Here is a 15,228-nt window from a genome sequence, read left to right as displayed (position 1 = left end):
ACAAAAATATAACACTTTTCTGCAACCAATATATCTCACTTGTGTCCTATACACTAAGGACCGGTATATGGAGATCGGTAATACTCCACACATTATTCAATGAGGTACGGAAATGAGCAATACCACTACACCCTGGGCATTTTTGGATGAATTCCGGGGGTCAGCTTTTTCGGGCCAATGGCCTACGCTTCCTGAGATGTTTAAGATTACCGTTACCCGGTACGGGGAAAGACCTTGTTTTACGATATACGAACCGGACCGGATCAGCCTTACCTACAATGAGGCGCTGCTGAAGATCGAAGCCGTCGCCCGCTGGCTCCACAGCAAGGGTGTACGGAAGGGTGATAAAATCGCGGTTACCGGGAAAAATTCCCCGGAATGGACCACTGCCTACCTGGGAGTCCTCTTTGCCGGTGCTATCGTGGTTCCCATCGATTACCAGCTTAAAAACGAAGAAACGGACCTGCTCCTTAAAACCGCCAAGGTATCCATGCTCTTTGTGGATGAGGAAAAATACGATTATTACTCCAAATCGGCCCAGATCAAGGACCTGATTTCCCTTAAAAAGGGCGTGGGGACTTATATTTACGACCTGGACGGCCCGGAAGCGGATATTGAGCAGGCCCTGGACACCGATCTGGCGGCGATTCTCTTTACCTCCGGGACTACGGGCATCCCCAAGGGTGTTATGCTTACCCACCGGAACTTCGTTTCCGACTGCTATCTGGCCCAGGGAAACCTGACGGTCTACCATACCGATGTATTCTACGCCCTCCTGCCCCTGCACCATTCCTATACCATGCTGGCGGTCTTTATCGAGACCATTTCCACCGGCGCCGAACTCGTGTACGGCAAGAAAATGGTGACCAAGGCAATATTAAAGGACCTCAAGGAAGCCAAAATAACCATGCTTCTGGGGGTTCCGGTGCTTTTCAACAAGGTCCTGGCGGGTCTCATGCGGGGCATCCGCGCCAAAGGGCCCATAGTGTACGGTCTGATCAGCGCTATGATGGGAATTTCGGGGTTTATCAAAAAAGTGTTCAAGGTTAATCCCGGGAAGAAGATGTTCCATTCCATCCTGGATAAGGCCTCCCTCACCACCCTGCGGGTCTGTATCTGCGGCGGCGGCCCCCTGGCTCCCAGTGTCTTCAAAAAATACAACCAGCTGGGCATCGACTTTGTCCAGGGTTACGGGCTGACCGAAACGTCCCCGATCATCAACCTCAATCCCATTGAGCATTATAAAGAAACCAGCGTCGGAAAAATCATCCCCCAGGCGGAAGAAAAGATCCTCAATCCCGACGAACGGGGGGTCGGCGAAATCATCGTCAAAGGACCTATGGTCATGCAGGGGTATTTTGAACTGCCCGAGGAGACCGCCGCGGCCTTTACCGAGGACGGCTACCTCAAAACCGGGGACCTGGGATACCTGGATGACGAAAATTACCTGTACCTCACCGGGCGGGCGAAAAACATGATCGTTACCGCCGGGGGTAAAAACGTGTACCCCGAGGAAATCGAGAATGAATTCCAGCTTTTTGACGAAATTGAGCAGATCCTGGTCCGCAGTTTTGATGTGGACAAGAAAATGAAGCGGGAAGGTATAGAAGCGCTGGTTTTCCCGAATATCGACGCCTTTAAGGACAGTTCCGGAACCGCGGCTTCCAAGGACGATATCCAAAAACGGATTGAGGGGATTATCTCCGAAGTAAACCAGCGGCTGCTGCCCTATCAGCGTATTGAACGGGTCACGCTCCTGGATGAACCCATGGAAATGACCACCACCAAGAAAATCAAGCGGGATTCCGTGTAAAAGTATCTGACAAAAACTTCGGGTAAGCGGTTCTGCCGTCGGCAGAACCCTTCATCCGGTATAGGCGACATTACCTTGACAAATTCAAGGATTTTGTTATCATAATATTATTATGACAAAATGAGTGTGTTTTGTCATGGAAAGGCAGCATAATGGCAATAGAAATTATCGCCACCGGAAGGTCTATTCCTTCCAAAAGAGTAACCAATGACGATTTAGCAGCAATAATCGATACCAGTGACGAATGGATCAGGTCACATACGGGTATCGGAGCCCGGCACCTGGCCGAAGACGGCCTGGCGAGCAGTGATTTTGCCCTGGAAGCTGCCCGGAATGCCTTAGCGGCGGTGGCGGAGCGGGACGGAGTATCCCCGGAAGCCGCGGCACAGTCATTGGATGTTATTGTCATTGGAACGGCAACACCGGATTATTACGGGGTGCCCTCCACGGCGTGTATTGTCCAGGGTAAGCTTGGGGCAGTCAACGCCGCCGCCATGGATCTGGTCGCGGGGTGCACCGGCTTTATTTACGGCCTGGAAACAGCCGCGGGGGTTCTTTCAATAAATAAAAACCGGAAGCGTGCCCTGGTGATCGGTGTTGATCTGCTTTCCCGGATTACGAACTGGGACGACCGGAGTACCTGCGTCCTTTTCGGGGACGGAGCCGGGGCGGCGGTCATTGAAAAGACCGATGGGCCCTCGGAAGGTCCGGGAAAACGGGGCCTACTCCGCACTATTTTGGGAGCGGACGGAACCGGGACGGAAAGCCTTATTATGCGCCGGGGCGGATCCCGGTACCCGTATAAAGCGGGGGAAGTTATAGATATACCGCCCCATTTAGAGATGGACGGCCGGGCGGTGTACAATTTCGCGGTAAAGGCGGTGACCGGAACCATTGAGAAGCTTATGGAGCAGGAAGGAATTACCATGGACGATGTCCGGCTCATAGTGCCTCACCAGGCCAATGCCCGGATAGTTCACGCCGCGGGGAAACGCCTGGGCATACCCGAGGAAAAACTCTTCCTCAATATAGAAGAGTACGCCAATACCTCTGCGGCGTCCATACCCATCGCCCTGGACGAACTGAACAGGAACGGGACCATACAGCGGGGAGATCTTATTATGACCATAGGCTTCGGCGCGGGTCTGACCTACGGAGGAAATGTTATTATATGGTAGAAAACAGTAAAAACAGTGTTTTCCTGTTTCCCGGCCAGGGAGCCCAATACCAGGGCATGGCGCTGGATCTTCTTACCCGCAGTGAGAAAGTCCGGAAAGTATTTAAAACTGCTTCGGAAATCTGCGGGACCGATATGGAGGCGCTGCTCCGGGATTCCGGCGCGGAAACCCTCAAACGCACCGACGTATCCCAGCCGGCCATAACCCTGGCGAATCTTTCAGCGGCCCTGTATCTTGAGGAACGGGGCATCAAACCCGAGGGCTGTGCCGGATTCAGCCTCGGGGAATACGCGGCCCTGGTATGTGCCCAGGTAATCTCAGCGGAAGACTGTTTCCGGCTGGTGAACGCCCGGGGCAAAGCCATGCAGGAAGCCGCCGACCGGATAACCCGGGAAAGCGGCGGCCCGGATGCCGCGCCGGGTATGGCGGCGGTGATCGGCCTTTCGCCGGAGCAGGTTGAGGCCCTTATCGGTGAATGGACGGCCCAGGGTTTGGCGGATCTGTACGCGGCGAATTTCAATTCTCCCCGGCAGGTAGTAGTAGCCGGGACCGCCGGCGCCCTCGCAGAAGCGGAAGCCCGGTTCAAGGAAGCAGGAGCTCGGCGGGTTATCCGTCTCCAGGTGGCAGGTCCCTTCCACACGCCCCTGATAGGCGACGCCGCGGACAGTTTCGGGCCGGTGCTGGAATCGGTAGCCTTCGGGGATCCCGCCATCGCCCTGTATTCCAATGTTTCGGGGACCGCGGTTTTATCCGGAGCGGAAGCGAAAAAGCTTGCCCTCCGCCAGATAACAGAACCGGTACGCTGGACCAGCGAAGAAGCGGCCATCGCGGCCTCCGGAACCTCAGGGGTTTTTGAAACCGGCCCCGGCAAGGTTCTGCAGGGTTTATGGAAAGACACCGGCAGCTCGATCCCCTGTTACGGGGCGGGTACGGCCGAAGAAATCGATACACTTATTTGACTATAGAACAACAGGAGCTCAAAATGCAGTTAAACGGGAAAAAAGCCCTTATAACCGGAGCATCCCGGGGCATTGGCAGGGCCATCGCGGACCGGTTTATCGCCGAAGGCGCGGAAGTCTGGGGCCTCGGAACCAAAGAACCGGCGGACCTCAGCGACCGGATAACCAAAGCCGGCGGAAAGCTTCACTGGGTCACCGCGGATTTGGGAGACCTGTCCTCGGTGGATTCAACTATTGACGCCTGTGTAAAGGAATCCGGGGGATTTGATATCCTGGTGAACAACGCGGGAATCACCAAAGACAATCTGGCGTTCAGGATGAGCCTGGAAGATTTCCAGAAGGTCATCGACGTAAACCTCACCGCGGCGTTCCTGGTGGCCCGCACCGTGGGCCGGGACATGATACGCCGGAAAAGCGGTTCAATCATCAATATGGCCAGTATCGTGGGAGTCCACGGCAACGGCGGCCAGGCGAATTACGCCGCCAGCAAGGGCGGGCTTATCGCGGTTACCAAAACCCTCGCCCGGGAAGTGGCCAGCCGGAACGTCCGGGTTAACGCCATTGCCCCGGGGTTCATCGCGTCGGATATGAGCGACGCCATCCCCGAGGCGGCTAAACAGGCTATGCTGGAAACCATTCCCTTAAAACGCAGCGGACAGCCCGAGGATATTGCCGGAGCGGCACTGTTTCTGGCATCCGACGGATCATCATACATTACCGGACAGGTACTCGCCGTGGACGGCGGGATGTTCATTTAACGGAGGTCCCGATGAAAACACGGGTTGTCGTTACCGGCATGGGTGTGATTTCGCCCATCGGTAATTCGGTTGAGGAATTCAAAAACTCCCTCAAGGCAGGGAAAAGCGGAGTCGGAAAAATAGAATCCTTTGACACCACTGATTTCGATGTAAAAATCGCCGGTGAAATCAAAGAGTTTAATCCCACTGACTGGATCGACAAAAAAGACGCGCGGAAAATGGCGCGGTTCACCCAGTTCGCTGTCGCCGCGGCGGACCAGGCCCTGGTACAGGCCGGCCTGATCGAAAAGAAGGAAGGCGAACGGCCCCAGGTCAAAAGTGATCCCGAACGGACCGGGATTGTTCTGGGCAACGGTATCGGCGGCTTCGAGGTAATTACGGAATCCTTCAAGAAACTCTTCGACGCCGGTCCCAAGCGGATGCTTCCCCTGACGGTTCCCCTGATGATCGGGAACGAAGCGGCGGGCAATATATCCATGATTTACGGAACCAAGGGCCCTGCCCTGACCCAGGTAACCGCCTGCGCCTCCGGAACCGACGCCATCGGCGAGGCTCTGGATCTGATCCGGGCCGGACGCGCCGATGTGGTTATCACCGGCGGCACCGAAGCGACCATCGTCCCCTTTGCCGTGGGCGGCTTCCAGATGCTCAAGGCTCTTTCCGCGAAACGCAACGACGAACCGGAAAAAGCGAGCCGGCCCTTTGACGCGGACCGGGACGGGTTTGTCCTGGGTGAAGGCGCGGGGGTCCTGGTCATTGAAAGTGAAGAACACGCGAAAAAACGGGGAGCCAAAATTCTCGCGGAACTGGCGGGATACGGCGTTTCCGCCGACGCCTACCATATCACGTCCCCGGAGCCCAGCGGCGAAGGCGGCGGCCGGGCTATTCAGCTTGCCCTTAAGGACGCCGGGATTAAGCCTGAGGATGTCCAGTACTACAACGCCCACGGCACCAGTACGGAAATAAACGATCCCACGGAAACCAAGATGATCAAATACGCCTTCGGCGACCACGCGTACAAGCTGAAGGTTTCCAGCACCAAGAGCATGACCGGCCACTGCATAGCCGGCGGCGGCGGCATCGAAGCCATCGCCTGTATCCTGGCGATCAACGAAGGGTTTTATCCGCCCACAATCAATCTGGACAATCCCGATCCCGAATGCGATCTGGATTACGTACCCAACAAAGCCCAGGAAGGTGTTATTGATGTTGCGGCATCGGGATCCCTGGGCTTCGGCGGCCACAACGGGGTCGTTGTCTTCAGGAAATACACATGAACGAAATAGAACAGCTCCTGCCCCACCGGTCGCCTTTCCTCTTTGTGGACGAAATCACCGAAACCGGGGACGAGAAAATTATCGCCCGCCATATTTTTACGGAGCATGAATTTTTCTTTAAGGGCCACTTCCCGGAATACCCCGTGGTACCGGGGGTCATTCTAATCGAGACCATGGCCCAGTCCGGCGGCGCGGGCCTGAGGAAACTCGGAAAGCTCGGAGGGGACGCGCTCTTTTTCCTGGCCTCCGTGGACAAGGTAAAGTTCCGCCGCCAGGTACGGCCCGGGGATGAAGTCCGTTCGGAAATCACCAACCTCAGGGTCTCCCCGAAGATGATCAAGCAGGCCGGCAAGGCGTATGTGGGAGACGAACTGGCCGCTGAGGCGGAATGGCTCTGTCTGGTGGGAAGCGCGCCGGAGGCGTAATCCGAAAAACCGATGCCGCGGCATGGTAAATTGCCGTATATTAGATACAGGACTGAATTTAAAAGGAGTATGCGCGTAAACGCGCTTCCGAGTAAAAAACTTTACAGGAGTAACCTATGGTTATTAAACCCATGATCCGGAACAATATCTGCCTCAACAGCCATCCCAAGGGCTGTGCCAAGGTGGTCCGGGATCTTATCGTATATACACAAAAAAATATGGCCGGAGCCGGAAAACCCGCTCCCCAGGGAGCCCCGAAGCTGGCCCTGATCATCGGCTGTTCCACGGGCTACGGCCTGGCCAGCCGTATCGGCGCCGCCTTCGGGTACGGAGCGGCCACGGTGGGGATTTCCTTTGAGAAGGCCGGATCCGCCACCAAGCCCGGAACCCCGGGATGGTACAACAACATGGCTTTTGACCTGGAAGCGAAAAACGCCGGGCTGGTCTCGAAAACTCTGGACGGGGACGCTTTCTCCGATGAGATGAAGGCACAGGCCATCGCCGCGGTAAAGGAAACCGCCGCCGCCGCTGGTATAGAACCGAAGATCGACCTTATCATATATTCCCTGGCGTCCCCGGTGCGGACCGATCCCCGGGACGGCGTCATGTACCGTTCGGTGATCAAACCCATCGGCAAGGCCTATTCGGGCCAGACCATCGATATGCTCACGGGGAAAATCAGCACCGCCACCGCGGAGCCTGCCACGGAGGAGGAAATCGCCAATACCATAAAGGTCATGGGCGGCGAAGACTGGGAAATCTGGATGGACAAGCTCGGGGAAGCGGGGGTTCTCGCGCCCGCGGTCAGGACCGTGGCGTATACCTACATCGGGCCGGAACTGTCCTGGTCAATCTACAAAAACGGGACCATCGGCAGGGCTAAGGAAGATCTGGAACGGGCGGCCAAGGCCATTGACGCGAAACTCTCCAAAACCGGCGGCGCCGCGTGGATCTCAGTAAACAAGGCTCTGGTTACCCGGGCCAGCGCGGTGATTCCCATCATTCCCTTTTATATATCCTGCCTTTTCAAAGTAATGAAGGAAATGAATCTGCACGAAGGCTGCATTGAGCAGCTTATCAGGCTGTACACCCAGCGGCTCTACAACCCGGAATCCCTGACGGATTCCAAAAAGGTCCCGGTGGATTCCGAAGGCCGCATCAGGATCGACGACTGGGAGATGCGGGATGATGTTCAGAAGAAAACCGCCGAACGGATGGCGGAAATAACCGAAGCCAATATTTACGAAAAATCCGATATCGCCGGATTCAAACACGATTTCCTGGAAGCCCACGGCTTTGACGTACCGGGGATTGATTACGACGCGGATGTAGATCCGTCCACCATATAAGCAGGAGCCTACCATGGATGATAAAACCATTCTGTCAATCATTGATAAATTCAGTTCCGGTACCATGAATGAACTCGACTTCTCCGACGGCTCGGTCCATCTGGTACTCAAGAAGGGCGGGACCGGCGCGGCTCCGGCGCCTGCCGCGGAATCCGAGGCATCGGTCCGCCTGGGGCTTCCGGTCAATTCCGTTCCCGCCGCCGGTGAAGACGGAGAAACCATCACCAGCCCCATTGTGGCAACCTTCTATTCCTCCCCTTCCCCTGAGGATCCGCCCTTTGTAAAACCCGGGGCGAAGGTTAAGGCCGGAGAAACCCTGTGTATCCTGGAAGCCATGAAAATGATGAACCACCTGGAAGCGGACTTCGACTGCGAAGTCCTGGCGGTAAAAGCCCAGAACGGCGATCTGGTAGAATACGGCCAGGGATTGTTCCAGGTCAAGCGGATATAAGGGAGCGCCGGTTTGATTAAACGTCTGCTCATCGCGAACCGGGGCGAAATCGCCGTCCGCATCATCCGGACCTGCCGGGAACTGGGAATCGAAACCGTGGCGGTATACTCTACCGCTGACGAAGGCAATCTCCATGTCAGGCTGGCGGATCAGGCGGTGTGTATCGGCCCGCCGCCATCGGCTAAAAGTTACCTCGTGCGGAACAACCTGATCATGGCCGCGGTGAACACCGGCTGCGAGGCTATTCATCCCGGGGTGGGGTTCCTTTCGGAGAACGCCGATTTTGCCCGGATGGTCCGGGACAAAGGACTTATCTTTATCGGCCCCGACCCCGAGGTAATTGAACTCCTGGGAGACAAAGTCGTCGCCCGAAGCACGGCAAAAAAATTCGGCCTTCCCGTAACACCGGGAACCGAAGGAGCCGTAAGCAGCGGGGAAGCCGCGGAAAAGGCGGCAAAGAGCCTGGGCTTTCCGGTGATCATCAAAGCAGCCGCCGGCGGCGGCGGCAAGGGAATGCGGATCGTCCGTTCCGCGGATGAACTCAGTGAAAACCTGAGCATCGCCAGCCGGGAGGCGGAGGCGAATTTTGCCGACGGTACGGTCTTTATCGAACGGTACCTGGAGAATCCCCGGCATGTGGAGCTTCAGATAATAGCCGACGGAAACGGCAATGTGGCGGTCCTGGGAGAACGGGACTGTTCGGTTCAGAAAAACCACCAGAAACTTATTGAAGAAAGTCCTTCCCCCGGCGTAAATCCCGAGATGCGCAAGCGCATGGCCCGGGGGGCAACGAAGATGTTCCGGGAACTGAAGTACCGGGGCGCCGGTACTATAGAATTCCTGGTCGAGGGTGAGAACTTTTATTTTATGGAAGTCAACGCCCGGGTCCAGGTAGAACATCCGGTAAGTGAGTTTGTCAGCGGCGTGGATATCATACGCCAGCAAATCCTGGCGTGCACCGAGGGCAGAATGGAAATTGACCCCGCCAAGGTACACCTCAGCGGCTGGTCCATAGAATGCAGGATAAATGCCCTCACGCCGGGCACGGTGACCCGCCTGGATGTTCCCGGAGGCCCCGGGGTCCGGTTCGATTCATTCCTGTACACCGGCTGCGTTGTCCCACCCCATTACGATTCCATGGTGGCGAAACTCATTGTCCACGCCCCCACCAGGGAGCGGGCCATTGCCCGGATGGAACGGGCCCTGCACGAACTTTCAATTGAAGGAATAAAAACGAACCGGGACCAGCAACTCCGGATCATCGGCCACCAGATTTTCAGGTCCGGAGATTTCGGAACATCCTATTACGCTGAAATTCAGAAGGAGGTTGAACGTGCCGGCTGAAACCGCCAATACCAACCCCGCGCCCTGCCCTGCCTGCGGCGCGCAGCACGATATGAAGGCTATCGACGAAGCCCTCAAGACATGCCCTGGCTGCGGCCACCATTACCGTATGGAACCTATGGACCGCATTCAATACCTGACCGATCCGGGGAGTTTTGTTGAATTTTCCGCGAACCTCCGGTCACTTAATCCCATCGATCTTTCGGGATACGAGAAAAAACTCTCCGAGGCGGAGGTCAAAGCCCGGATGAAGGACGCGGTCATAACCGGAACCTGCACCATTGACGGCAAACCTATTATCCTCGGACTGATGTCCTTCAATTTTATGGGCGGGTCCATGGGCTCGGTGGTGGGCGAAAAGGTAACCCGCGCGCTGCTCAAGGGTGCGGAGGAAAAAACCCCGGTGGTAATTTACACGACCAGCGGCGGCGCCCGGATGCAGGAAGGGATCTTCTCCCTGATGCAGATGGTCAAGACCTCCAGCGCCGCGGCTGAGCTCGATAAGGCGGGGGTTCCTTTCTTTATAATTTTCTGCGATCCCACCACCGGCGGGGTAACCGCTTCCTTCGCCATGCTGGCGGATGTCATCATGGCGGAACCGGGGGCGCTGATTGGTTTTGCCGGGCCCCGGGTTATCGAGGGGACCATCCGCCAGACCCTGCCCGAAGGGTTCCAGCGGGCGGAGTTCCAGCTTGAAAAGGGTTTCGTAGACCGGATTGTTCCGAGGAAAGACCAGCGCCGTATTATTTCGGAACTTATCGACCTGCATAAGCCAGGCTGTGATGTCCCCGCGGAAGAGGAGCAGACAGTATGAATCAAACCGGTATGAATACGGCAGCGCTGCAGAAAAAAATAGCGGAACTTAAGAAGCTGGCCCAGGAATCGGGCCTGGACGCCGATGAGGAGCTGGACCAGCTGGACGCGAAAATCCAGGCCAGCTCCCGGACGGAAGAGGTCTGGAAACTGGTGGAGCTGGCCCGCCATCCGGAACGGCCCTACGCCATGGATTATATCAACCGGATCTTTGACGGTTTTATCGAACTCCACGGGGACCGGTATTTTGCCGATGATCCTTCCATTGTCGGCGGCCTGGGTTATCTCAACGGCCGGCCGGTTACCATCCTGGCGAACCAGAAGGGCCGGACCCTCAAGGAAAATGTGTTCCGGAACCACGGCATGGCTCATCCCGAAGGCTACCGGAAGGCCCTGCGCCTGGCTAAACAGGCCGAAAAGTTCCGGCGGCCTATCGTGACCTTCGTGGACACCTCAGGAGCGTACCCCGGACTGGGAGCGGAAGAACGGGGAATCGGCGAAGCCATTGCCCGGAACCTCCGGGATTTCAGCCAGCTGAAAACCCCGGTGGTGTGCATTATCATCGGCGAAGGCGGCTCCGGCGGTGCCCTGGGGCTCTGTGTGGGAGACAAGGTCTACATGCTGGAAAACGCCATCTATTCGGTGATCAGCCCCGAGGGCTGCGCGTCCATCCTGCTCAGGGACGCCTCAAAGGCAAAGGACGCGGCGGCCATGCTGCGGATAACCTCGTCGGATCTCCTGGAATTCAAGGTAATAAACGGCGTTATTGATGAACCCCCCGGAGGCGCCCACGCGGATCCGGACAAAACCGCGGCGAGTATTAAGGAAATCCTCCTCCGGGAACTGGATGACCTCTGCGGCCGGAACCCCAATGTTCTGGTCCGGTACCGGAACCAGAAGCTCAGGAAAATCGGCCACTGGAACGAAGGTTAAATTTACAGCAGACCGATTTGGTCCCCGGAATATCCGGGGACTTTTTTATTTTTACTATTGCCCGCTCTTTACCCAACATTTCGTTCCATGGATTGTGACGGCTCGTACTATATTGCTCCCACCTGCCCGGACAGCATCCTGCCAAACACCTTATCCGCTTTGGACAGCATCGGCTATATAACACTTATTATTAATTGTCTCTCAAGACCGAATAAGAAAAGCCGTATTCTTCCTTTCCGCGGCTCTTTGATACGGTACAGATACGTTTGGGGTACGTTATGGATAGGGCACGGATGTAAACGAAACAATACTCCATCAGGATGTTTTTTAACCGTGGTTTATACAAAAAACGGAATAAAACCATTTACACTGAATAGACCGAAATACCTTGAATCCTGCCAATATTCAAGGTAAAGGAGAACATAGAATCTCTACATGCAGAAAACACACTGATTATCGTTTCTGCAGATTATACCGCCGAAACTAAAGGCTGCAACTCCATTTCTTATTTTAAAAGTTGTCGTTCCGGCTGTGCTGACATGGTAAATACCTGACAGTGAGAAAAAAAGCAGCGGCCATAAACGTCAAAATTATAGAATTAACAACCACCATCATACTATCTTAAGGAAAATCATAAGACCACAATCACCACTGTAGCACAGAAAACAGCACAGCGCAAAATTGGTTTACTGGAACTCGCCTCAGAACTGGATAATGTCAGCAAAGCTTGCATAATTTTAGGCTACCCACGGACCCAGTTTTATGAAATCAGAAAGACTTATTTAGTCTTCGGCTTAGAAGATCTCTTAAAGCAAGTCAGAGGCTCCAAAAATCCTCATCCCAACAGTGTCTCAGAAGAACTCAAAAAAGCCATCCTCGACTACTGTCTCAAGTTTCCCACCCATGGAAGACTTCGACTCAGCCGGCAGCTCATCCTTAACGGTATCCATGCAGGACAAGATGCTGTCCGCAGAGTATGGCACAGACACAACGTTTCCTCAAAGCAGCAGCGTCTGCTATGCCTGGAACAGCATTACAAAGACCACAACTTCGAACTCTCGAAAGAACACATCTGCCTTTTCGAAAAGTTCGACCCGGAGCACCCGGAAAAAGCACATTCAAGAGGACTTTACCGGTCATCTTGTTGCTATAGACTCCTTTATGGTCGACAATCTCAAGGGTATCGGAAAAATCAATCTCCAGACCGTCGTTGACTGTCACTCCCGTTTTGCCTGGGGAACACCTTATACTCCAAAGGTCCCTGTTATGTCAGTCCATGTCCTGAACGATAAAGTTCTCCCATTCTTCGAAGAACATAACTGTCCTGTCATTACCATCCTCTCTGACAATGTGTAGGGAATACTGTGGTAGGCCGGACCAGCACCCATTTGAACTCTTTCTCCAGCTCGAGGGCATTGAACACAGAACACCCAAGTCCGCAGACCTCAATCTAAGAGTCTGTAAATAAAAGTGTGCTTTACCTGCGAATTAAGGTATGATGAAGGAGGCAAGAAAAGCATGGGATTACTGAGTAAAGACCAACTAAGAGAACTAATAAAAGAGAAGAATCTTACTACGCCTGAAGATGTGCAGAATATGCTCAAGGAGATGTTTGCCGAGACACTCCAGGAAATGCTTGAAGCGGAATTGGACACGGAGCTTGGCTACCCTAAGAACGGAGAAAAGCCGGAAGGAAGTACCAAACGGAGAAACGGCCACGGAAAGAAAAAGGTGCGCTCCACCTATGGAGAAACCGAGCTCGCAGTCCCCCGGGACCGAGAGGGAGAATATGAGCCGGTGGTCATAGAGGAGCAAATTATTGCTCTCTATGCCAAAGGCGTTTCTGTTCGGGATATTCAGAATCACTTAAACCAGCTGTATGGGATAGATATCTCTCCGACTTTGATATCGAATGTAACCAATAGACTCATTCCCCTGATACGGGAATGGCAGAGCCGGCCGTTACAAAATGTGTACGCGGCGGTATTCCTTGATGCCATACACTATAAGGTGAAACAAGAAGGGCATATCGTCAATAAAGCAGTCTATATGGTGATAGGAATAGACTTAGACGGCTGTAAAGATGTCTTAGGGATGTGGATAGGAGAACATGAGACTTCGAAGTTCTGGCTTGTGGTATTGAATGAGCGCATGAACTTTGTTCATGAAAGAACCGAGGAGTCCAGGATATTCTTATCTGCTGTGTGGATAACCTTACCGGTTTCAGTGAAGCCATCCGGGCCTGTTATCCTGAGACGGAGATTCAGAAATGTGTGGTACACCAGATACGGAACTCCATCCGGTATGTATCGTATAAGGATACGAAAAAGCTCCTTAAAGATTTGAAACCGGTGTATACGGCGCCGACGGAGGCGGCTGGAGTTGAAGCCCTGGATGAGTTTGAGTTAGTGTGGGGGAAAAGGTATCCCTTGGTGATTCAGTCCTGGAGGAATAACTGGGGGGAGTTATCGACGTTTTTCAAGTATCCTCCTGAGATACATAAGATTATTTACACGACAAATATGATAGAGAGTTATCATCGGCAGCTAAGAAAGGTGACCAAGGGGAAGTCGGTGTTTCCCACGGATGAATCTTTGCTCAAGATGCTGTATTTGGTAACCCAGGATGTGATGGACAGATGGACCGGGAGGATTCATAATTGGGGTCAGATTCTGCTCCAATTATCGGTTTTCTTCCCGGAAAATGTGAAGTCTCACCTGAAATGAAAAACCGGGAAAAGCACACTTTATGGGGCAGACCCAAGAAATACATGAGCATGAAGCACCTGACCCTCGGTTCACAGCCGGACGTTGTCACGGCTTAAATAATGATACCAGGGATGGCTAACCTAATTTGCGAAAAATACTGGACACTACCGAAACAATATTCACATTTACATTATTTACATTTAGAGCTTCAAAAGTTCTATGAATTATACCTATAGGGTTCTATACATCATTAATATCATCTATATGACCATCATTGTAAAAACCATTGAGAAGTGTCATAACTTGACCAATTTCTAAAGGAACTCCTGCATAATCTTGTGCTGCTGCCATCAAAGTTAATGCAAAACATGCATTCTCTGATCTTATTTGATTATAACCTTTTTAAAATTTCTCATTTCTTGACCATTCTATCTCTTTTCCTGGTTTCTTCAATTTTTTGGTACTATAGGATTCTCAATAAATAATGTTGGAAATAAAATATCTGCTAATAAACTATATACACTTGCAACTATAAAATAGTTTATTACATTTGTTTTTGTCTCTGTTGAATATATATTCCCGTGAATTTCTATTTTTGATGAGTATTCAATGAATTCATCCATGTTATAAAAATACGTCACATATATAACTCCATTATCCTCTTCATATTCAAATTTAAAATTAGGATTATTAGCACGCCGATAATTAATTATTAAAGTATTATTAGTGTAGTTACACCCCGAGAATTTACTTGGATTTACTTTAAAATGACTCTCTAAGGTAGTATTACTGCCTTCTGTTAAAATTATTTCTTCATGTTCATATATTGTAAACGTATCCGGATGTATTTTTATCTCCATGAATTGATTATTATCTTTGGTGTAAATACTTCGCTCTCCACCTCGTACATAAATACTTGTATCATCTAGTTTTATTGTGTTTATTGCATAGATTGTTTTATCAGACCATATTTGTATCTCATCCGCGCCAACAGTAATTTCAGGATTCACAAAAAACTCATCATTTTCGACGGTTATAGAAGTAATAATCCCAGCTTCGTTGGTCAGAATACGATATTTCCCTATTTCGTCACTATAATTACCTTTAACAATATTATGAGGGATAAATATATCCACCGTTTTAGATTGACTAAAAGAGTTACTGCACCCCAATAATAATACTGTTATGCCACATAATAAAGCTTTCATATCATCCCCCAT

The 15,228-nt window shown here is 52.5% G+C and carries 13 protein-coding genes and 1 pseudogene; 13 read left to right on the top strand and 1 reads right to left on the bottom strand.

Going from position 1 to position 15,228, the window contains the following annotated elements; all coding sequences use genetic code 11:
- Positions 1-112: 112 nt before the first annotated feature.
- From JFL75_RS19415 to JFL75_RS19355, 13 genes and pseudogenes are all read left to right on the top strand, one after another.
- The gene (locus JFL75_RS19415) at positions 113-1,813 is read left to right on the top strand and encodes an AMP-dependent synthetase/ligase (RefSeq protein WP_215628328.1); all 1,701 of its coding nucleotides are present in this window, start codon (positions 113-115) and stop codon (positions 1,811-1,813) included.
- Positions 1,814-1,965: 152 nt separating this feature from the next.
- Positions 1,966-2,991: a beta-ketoacyl-ACP synthase III gene (locus tag JFL75_RS19410; RefSeq protein WP_215628327.1), complete on the top strand. Its 1,026-nt coding sequence runs from the start codon at positions 1,966-1,968 to the stop codon at positions 2,989-2,991.
- Positions 2,985-3,950 (top strand): ACP S-malonyltransferase, encoded by a 966-nt coding sequence (locus tag JFL75_RS19405; RefSeq protein WP_215628326.1) that lies wholly within the window; start codon positions 2,985-2,987, stop codon positions 3,948-3,950. Before JFL75_RS19410 ends, JFL75_RS19405 begins: the two co-directional genes overlap by 7 nt.
- 23 nt (positions 3,951-3,973) lie before the next feature.
- A complete protein-coding gene (gene fabG / locus JFL75_RS19400; RefSeq protein WP_215628325.1) occupies positions 3,974-4,708 on the top strand; it encodes a 3-oxoacyl-[acyl-carrier-protein] reductase in 735 nt (244 codons plus the stop codon).
- 11 nt (positions 4,709-4,719) lie between these two features.
- Positions 4,720-5,985 (top strand): beta-ketoacyl-ACP synthase II, encoded by a 1,266-nt coding sequence (fabF, locus tag JFL75_RS19395; RefSeq protein WP_215628324.1) that lies wholly within the window; start codon positions 4,720-4,722, stop codon positions 5,983-5,985.
- Complete coding sequence (fabZ, locus tag JFL75_RS19390; RefSeq protein WP_215628323.1) at positions 5,982-6,410, top strand: 3-hydroxyacyl-ACP dehydratase FabZ; 429 nt, start codon at positions 5,982-5,984, stop codon at positions 6,408-6,410. Before fabF ends, fabZ begins: the two co-directional genes overlap by 4 nt.
- Positions 6,411-6,526: 116 nt before the next feature.
- Positions 6,527-7,759, top strand: a complete 1,233-nt coding sequence (gene fabV / locus JFL75_RS19385) for an enoyl-ACP reductase FabV (RefSeq protein ID WP_215628322.1) — start codon at positions 6,527-6,529, stop codon at positions 7,757-7,759.
- Between the two features lie 13 nt (positions 7,760-7,772).
- Complete coding sequence (gene accB, locus JFL75_RS19380; RefSeq protein ID WP_215628321.1) at positions 7,773-8,210, top strand: acetyl-CoA carboxylase biotin carboxyl carrier protein; 438 nt, start codon at positions 7,773-7,775, stop codon at positions 8,208-8,210.
- A 12-nt stretch (positions 8,211-8,222) separates the two neighbouring features.
- Positions 8,223-9,554 carry an acetyl-CoA carboxylase biotin carboxylase subunit gene (locus JFL75_RS19375; RefSeq protein ID WP_215628320.1) on the top strand — a complete coding sequence of 444 codons (1,332 nt, stop codon included), beginning with the start codon at positions 8,223-8,225 and terminating at the stop codon, positions 9,552-9,554.
- The gene (gene accD / locus JFL75_RS19370; protein ID WP_215628319.1) at positions 9,544-10,368 is read left to right on the top strand and encodes an acetyl-CoA carboxylase, carboxyltransferase subunit beta; all 825 of its coding nucleotides are present in this window, start codon (positions 9,544-9,546) and stop codon (positions 10,366-10,368) included. Before JFL75_RS19375 ends, accD begins: the two co-directional genes overlap by 11 nt.
- Positions 10,365-11,300 (top strand): acetyl-CoA carboxylase carboxyltransferase subunit alpha, encoded by a 936-nt coding sequence (locus JFL75_RS19365; RefSeq protein ID WP_432756659.1) that lies wholly within the window; start codon positions 10,365-10,367, stop codon positions 11,298-11,300. The genes accD and JFL75_RS19365 overlap by 4 nt, the downstream gene beginning before the upstream one ends.
- A 903-nt stretch (positions 11,301-12,203) precedes the next feature.
- Positions 12,204-12,656 carry a hypothetical protein gene (locus tag JFL75_RS19360; protein ID WP_215628318.1) on the top strand — a complete coding sequence of 151 codons (453 nt, stop codon included), beginning with the start codon at positions 12,204-12,206 and terminating at the stop codon, positions 12,654-12,656.
- A 162-nt stretch (positions 12,657-12,818) separates the two neighbouring features.
- A pseudogene (locus tag JFL75_RS19355) lies at positions 12,819-14,026 on the top strand (IS256 family transposase).
- 431 nt (positions 14,027-14,457) lie between these two features.
- On the opposite strand, the gene JFL75_RS19350 reads toward JFL75_RS19355, so the two are convergent.
- Complete coding sequence (locus tag JFL75_RS19350; RefSeq protein WP_215628317.1) at positions 14,458-15,216, bottom strand: hypothetical protein; 759 nt, start codon at positions 15,214-15,216, stop codon at positions 14,458-14,460.
- Positions 15,217-15,228 lie beyond the last annotated feature (12 nt).

The sequence above is a fragment of the Breznakiella homolactica genome (assembly GCF_016616095.2).
GTDB lineage: Bacteria > Spirochaetota > Spirochaetia > Treponematales > Breznakiellaceae > Breznakiella > Breznakiella homolactica.
This window is presented reverse-complemented; position numbering and strand designations above follow the sequence as displayed.

Bases quoted from the DNA above. Each gene is read 5' to 3' on its own strand.
- JFL75_RS19415 (WP_215628328.1), top strand. From the start codon at position 113: ATGAGCAATACCACTACACCCTGGGCATTTTTGGATGAATTCCGGGGG.
- JFL75_RS19410 (WP_215628327.1), top strand. From the start codon at position 1,966: ATGGCAATAGAAATTATCGCCACCGGAAGGTCTATTCCTTCCAAAAGA.
- JFL75_RS19405 (WP_215628326.1), top strand. From the start codon at position 2,985: ATGGTAGAAAACAGTAAAAACAGTGTTTTCCTGTTTCCCGGCCAGGGA.
- fabG (WP_215628325.1), top strand. From the start codon at position 3,974: ATGCAGTTAAACGGGAAAAAAGCCCTTATAACCGGAGCATCCCGGGGC.
- fabF (WP_215628324.1), top strand. From the start codon at position 4,720: ATGAAAACACGGGTTGTCGTTACCGGCATGGGTGTGATTTCGCCCATC.
- fabZ (WP_215628323.1), top strand. From the start codon at position 5,982: ATGAACGAAATAGAACAGCTCCTGCCCCACCGGTCGCCTTTCCTCTTT.
- fabV (WP_215628322.1), top strand. From the start codon at position 6,527: ATGGTTATTAAACCCATGATCCGGAACAATATCTGCCTCAACAGCCAT.
- accB (WP_215628321.1), top strand. From the start codon at position 7,773: ATGGATGATAAAACCATTCTGTCAATCATTGATAAATTCAGTTCCGGT.
- JFL75_RS19365 (WP_432756659.1), top strand. From the start codon at position 10,365: ATGAATCAAACCGGTATGAATACGGCAGCGCTGCAGAAAAAAATAGCG.
- JFL75_RS19360 (WP_215628318.1), top strand. From the start codon at position 12,204: ATGGAAGACTTCGACTCAGCCGGCAGCTCATCCTTAACGGTATCCATG.
- JFL75_RS19350 (WP_215628317.1), bottom strand. From the start codon at position 15,216: ATGAAAGCTTTATTATGTGGCATAACAGTATTATTATTGGGGTGCAGT.